The following is a 5,504-nucleotide window of genomic DNA, read 5'->3' as shown; positions in this document are numbered from 1 at the left end:
GTAATTGTTATTAGCATTCAACAAAAATACAACTTTATTCCCTGATTGTCAAATTTTTATACCATCATACTTTTTAAAACACGACCTATTTTTTTAGTAGCTACACTTAATGCGGAATCTGCTTGGAGGAATCCTATTTTTGTTGTTTTTTATTTCCAAATAAAAATCGTACTTTTGCCCGTTGGAATTTGAAATAACTAATAAGCTATGGCTAAGACCAAATATATTTTTGTTACAGGAGGCGTAACGTCTTCTTTAGGAAAGGGAATCATCGCAGCATCGTTGGCTAAATTGTTACAAGCACGTGGCTATCGGGTTACGATTCAAAAGTTTGACCCTTATATCAATGTAGATCCTGGAACACTCAACCCGTATGAACATGGAGAGTGCTTCGTTACCGAAGATGGTGCAGAAACTGACTTAGACTTAGGACATTACGAACGTTTTTTGAACGTACCTACCTCTCAAGCAAACAATGTTACAACAGGTCGTGTTTACCAAAGTGTCATTGAAAAAGAACGTCGTGGGGAATTTTTAGGCAAAACAGTTCAGGTGATTCCACATATTACCAACGAAATCAAAGAACGAATGCAACTTCTGGGAAAAACGGGCGATTTTGACATTGTCATTACCGAAATTGGTGGTACGGTTGGTGATATTGAATCTTTACCTTACATTGAGTCGGTACGACAACTGTTATGGGATTTGGGAGAGAATAACGGAATTGTGGTACACTTGACCTTAGTTCCATTTTTGGCTGCAGCGGGTGAATTGAAGACTAAACCTACACAACACAGTGTTAAAACCCTGATGGAAAGTGGTATCAAAGCTGATATATTGGTTTGTCGCACAGAGCATGAACTTTCTGACGATTTACGCTATAAATTAGCTCTGTTCTGCAATGTAAAACGAGAGGCCGTTATCCAATCAATCGATGCTTCAACCATTTATGATGTGCCGAACATGATGCTTTTAGAAGGGTTGGATAAGGTAGCATTGAAAAAGTTAGATTTACCAGCACGTAATGAACCTAATTTAGTGCAGTGGAATGCGTTTTTGCAACGCCATAAAAATCCAAAGCACCGCATCAAAATTGGTTTGGTTGGTAAATACGTTGAGTTGCAGGATTCATATAAATCAATTTTGGAATCATTTATCCATGCGGGTGCAGAAAATGAAGTTCGTGTGGATGTGGAAAGTATTCATTCTGAGTATATTGATCAAGATAATGTACACGAAAAAATAGGTCATTTAGATGGTGTTTTGGTAGCTCCAGGTTTTGGAGGTCGAGGCATCGAAGGGAAAATCATCGCGATAAAATATGTTCGAGAAAACAAAATTCCATTCTTAGGAATTTGCTTGGGTATGCAAATGGCTGTGATAGAGTATGCTCGTCACAAGGCTAATTTGATTAATGCTAACTCTACTGAGATGAACCCTGAAGCTGACTATCCTGTAATTAATTTGATGGAAAGCCAAAAAGAAATAACTCAAAAAGGGGGGACTATGCGTTTGGGAGCCTGGGACTGTAAACTTAAAAAAGGTACATTGATTTATGAAGCCTATAAAAAGGAAGCTATTTCAGAACGCCATCGCCATCGCTATGAATTTAATAATGATTATAAGGAGCAATTGGAAAACGCAGGATTGCAATGTTCAGGCGTGAATCCCGAAACTAATTTGGTGGAAGTTATTGAACTTAAAAAAGAAGAGCATCCATGGTTTGTGGGGGTTCAATATCACCCTGAATACAAAAGTACGGTTGCTAATCCACATCCGTTGTTTATAGCTTTCGTAAAAGCATCTTTGGAAAATAAAATCAGTCGAGAGCCTCGACACTCATTTTAGGGAATCTTACTTAGGATGCGTTCCGTATGTGAATAAGATACCAAAAGAAGAGCTATTTGAAAATTACATTTTGTATCAGTTTTTGTAGCTAAACCTTTAAATAATAATTTTTTAAGCAGATAATAATCAAAAGATGGAAGAAAAAAAGATAGATTTTAAAACAATTCTTGGGTTTGGAATTATATTTTTGTTGCTCCTGTGGATGAGCTATAATAACCAACCTACAGCAGAGGAATTGGCCAAACGACAGGCTGAAAAGGAGCGCTTGGAAGCTGAACGAAATAGTCAAAATCAACTAACTTCAACTCAAACAAAACCAGCCACTATTCCAACTGATTCGGTAGCTTTGGCTCAGTATAAGTCAACCTTGGGAGCATTTGCTTATTCAGCTTCGTTGCCATCGGCATCTGAAGGGGTAACCGTTTTGGAGAATAAGGATATTAAATTGGTTATCAGTAACAAAGGAGGACAAGTGAAACAGTTGTTCTTGAAAGAGTTTACAACTTATGATGCACAGCCTTTATATTTAATTCAAGATGACAACGCCTCATTTTCATTGAATTTCACTACAACTCAAAATCAAAACCTAGACACTAAGGACCTTTATTTTGAACCGACTACTACCGAAAAAGATGGTAAAAAAGTAGTTTCCATGAAATTGAAAGTGTCTGAAAATCAGTTTTTAGAGTATGTCTACGAGTTGAAATCCGAAGGATATATGGTCGATTTTTCAGTGCGTTCACAAGGTTTATCAGAAGTACTAAACGGTGCAAAACCTGTGGCATTACAGTGGGCTATGAAATCACGCCGTATGGAAAAAAGCGTAACGTATGAAAACCGTTACACACAGATGACCGTTCAGCATGAGGGTGACAAAATAGACCGCATGAGTGAAAGTGGAGATGATGATGAGCAATTGAAAAATGTTAACTGGGTTGCATTTAAACAGCACTTGTTTTCATCGATTTTAATCTCTGATACTCCTTTAGCGGAGGGAAAATTTGTTTCCAAAAATCTGGTCAAAGATGAAGGAGTAGATGTTCAATTTACTAAGGATTACGTAGCCTCTTTACCATTGACACTTAAAGGAGGTGAACTCGGTGAATCATTGCATTTCTATTTTGGCCCGAGTGATTACAATGTTTTAAAGCAATATGAAAATCATGACCTTACAGATTTAATTCCATTAGGTTGGGGAATCTTCGGATGGCTCAATAAATTTTTGTTTATTCCGTTGTTTAATTTGCTTACTAATTATTTTTCCGTAGGAATTGCTATTATTTTAATGACCATCATTGTACGTGTTCTTCTATCGCCAATGGTGTATAAATCGTACATATCACAGGCAAAGATGAAGGTACTACGCCCTGAAATCAATGAAATTAACGAGAAATTTAAAGAATCGATGAAACGTCAGCAAGAAACGATGGATTTATATCGTAAAGCAGGTGTAAATCCGTTAAGTGGTTGTATTCCTGCGTTATTGCAGTTACCTGTTTTCTTGGCGTTGTTCAATTTCTTTCCAACAGCATTTGGGTTGAGACAACACAGCTTCCTATGGGCAGATGACCTTTCATCCTATGATGCTGTTATGGAACTTCCGTTTTCAATTCCTTTCTATGGAAGCCATATTAGTTTATTTCCAATTTTGGCATCGGTTGCTATTTTGATTTATTCTTTAATGACAATGTCGCAAAGTATGCAACAGCAACAACCAGGGATGCCTAATATGAAATTTTTGATTTATTTGTCGCCTATAATGATGTTATTTTTCTTTAACAACTACGCGAGTGGATTGAGTTTGTACTATTTTGTATCTAACTTGCTGACTATTTTGATCATGTTGGCAATCAAATACTGGATTATTGATGAGAAAAAAATCCATGCACGTATTGAAGAAAATAAAAAACAACCTAAAAAGGAAAGTAATTTCCAACGTAAAATGCGTGAAATGATGGAACAAGCCGAAGCTCAACGCAAGGCTCAACAAAAAAAATAAGTTTAGCTTAAATCAGTAGCAACTATCAATTTCATACTTAGATTGCATATTGGTGCAAAAAATGTTTCTTAGCTTAGGTGATTTCGAAAAAAAAAGGTATATTTGTCGAGTATTTTGTAGTAGCTAATAATTAAAAAGATAAAGATATATGTACAAAATTGTATTACTACGTCACGGATTGAGTGAATGGAACAAACTAAACCTATTTACAGGTTGGCAAGATGTTGATTTAACAGAACAAGGTATTGAAGAAGCTCGTGAAGCAGGACGAATCCTCAAAAAAGAAGGGTTTAAGTTTGACATAGCTTTTACTTCGGTGTTGAAAAGAGCTATCAAAACCTTAAACTATGCTTTAGAAGAGATGGGCGATTTATGGGTGCCTACTCACAAGCATTGGCGTTTAAACGAGAAGAGCTATGGAGCATTACAAGGTTTAAACAAAGCGGAGACAGCCGAAAAATATGGTGAGGATCAAGTGCTTTTATGGAGACGTTCGTACGATGTGAAACCTCCACTCATTGAAGAAACAGATGAACGTCATCCTTCACACGATCGCCGTTATGCTGACTTGCAACCCGAAGAAAAAACAGGTGGCGAAAGTTTGAAAGATACTTACGATCGTATGTTGCCTTTCTGGTTCAGTGAAATAGCTCCTGCTATTAAATCAGGGAAAAGCGTAATTATTGCAGCACACGGAAACAGTTTGCGTTCATTGGTTCAATATTTGGACGGACTTAGTGAAGAAGCTATTTTGAAACTAAATATTCCTACAGGAGTGCCATTGGTTTACGAGTTAGATGCTGATTTAAAACCTATAAAAAGCTACTACTTGGGCGACCAAGAGGCTATTGCAGCTGCCATTAACAGCGTTGCAAACCAAGGAAAAAGTAAGTAAAAAATTAATTTAAAAGAAAAACTTTGGAATCGGGACTCTCTCTATTCCAAAGTTTTTGTTTTTGAAATAGTGTAATTTTTTTTCAACAATATAGGAAATCAATTAACTAAAATTATTAACCTGTAGATGAATCTAAGACATTTAAAACTTTCGGACAGGAGTGGTGCCAAGAAAAGTTTTTATCTGTAAATTTTGCTTCATTGTCGTGAAAAATAGCAGTATTTTTAAATATTAAAACTTTTTACTTAGGTATTATTCGCTGATAGCTTTAAACTTATGTTGAGATATAAAAGTGTTATCAGTTTTGGTTATTTTTTCATTACAAATCACAACTATAAAAGGAGAAGCTTCCGATAATAAAATTTTTGGTTTTTGGGGCTTGAAAAAATCAGTTTTAGCAGAAGCAAGACGAAATATGTTAAATCAAGCAAATTTAGAAGGATCAGCAAGAGTTGTTATCAATGAACGAATTGAAGTACATCGTTCTTATATGTTTATTTTGGAAACTTATACAATCGTTGTAACAGCAGAAGTTATTGAATTTACAGAGTAAGGTTAAAAGACTGTCATTTATAGCAGTTTTTATTTTTGTTTAATGGTTTCATAATCAGTAACATAATCAATAATTTATATGCTAACTTTGGGACGAGAGTGATTTTTTTTGGAAAAAACTTTACAAAACTTTTGGTGTTTTATAAAAAAGTATTACTTTTGCACCCGCTTTGGAAGGCAGTTAGCTATTAGCTTATGGCGTATAGCTTA

General features: G+C 35.6%; 4 protein-coding genes. All 4 read left to right on the top strand.

Features of this window, described 5'->3' with window-relative positions; translation table 11 throughout:
- Positions 1-207: 207 nt before the first annotated feature.
- The 4 genes from pyrG (at position 208) to CCAND38_RS08205 (ending at position 5,295) form a co-directional block, all read left to right on the top strand.
- On the top strand, positions 208-1,848 hold the full coding sequence (pyrG, locus tag CCAND38_RS08220; RefSeq protein ID WP_042005816.1) for a CTP synthase: 1,641 nt from the start codon (positions 208-210) through the stop codon (positions 1,846-1,848).
- Positions 1,849-1,981: 133 nt separating this feature from the next.
- Positions 1,982-3,847 carry a membrane protein insertase YidC gene (gene yidC, locus CCAND38_RS08215; RefSeq protein ID WP_042344795.1) on the top strand — a complete coding sequence of 622 codons (1,866 nt, stop codon included), beginning with the start codon at positions 1,982-1,984 and terminating at the stop codon, positions 3,845-3,847.
- A gap of 148 nt (positions 3,848-3,995) precedes the next feature.
- Entirely contained in the window at positions 3,996-4,742 is a 747-nt protein-coding gene (gene gpmA, locus CCAND38_RS08210) for a 2,3-diphosphoglycerate-dependent phosphoglycerate mutase (RefSeq protein ID WP_042344794.1), read from the top strand.
- A gap of 292 nt (positions 4,743-5,034) precedes the next feature.
- Positions 5,035-5,295 (top strand): DUF6567 family protein, encoded by a 261-nt coding sequence (locus CCAND38_RS08205; RefSeq protein WP_052458204.1) that lies wholly within the window; start codon positions 5,035-5,037, stop codon positions 5,293-5,295.
- Positions 5,296-5,504: the final 209 nt, after the last annotated feature.

Source organism: Capnocytophaga canis (assembly GCF_000827555.1).
GTDB lineage: Bacteria > Bacteroidota > Bacteroidia > Flavobacteriales > Flavobacteriaceae > Capnocytophaga > Capnocytophaga canis.
This window is presented reverse-complemented; position numbering and strand designations above follow the sequence as displayed.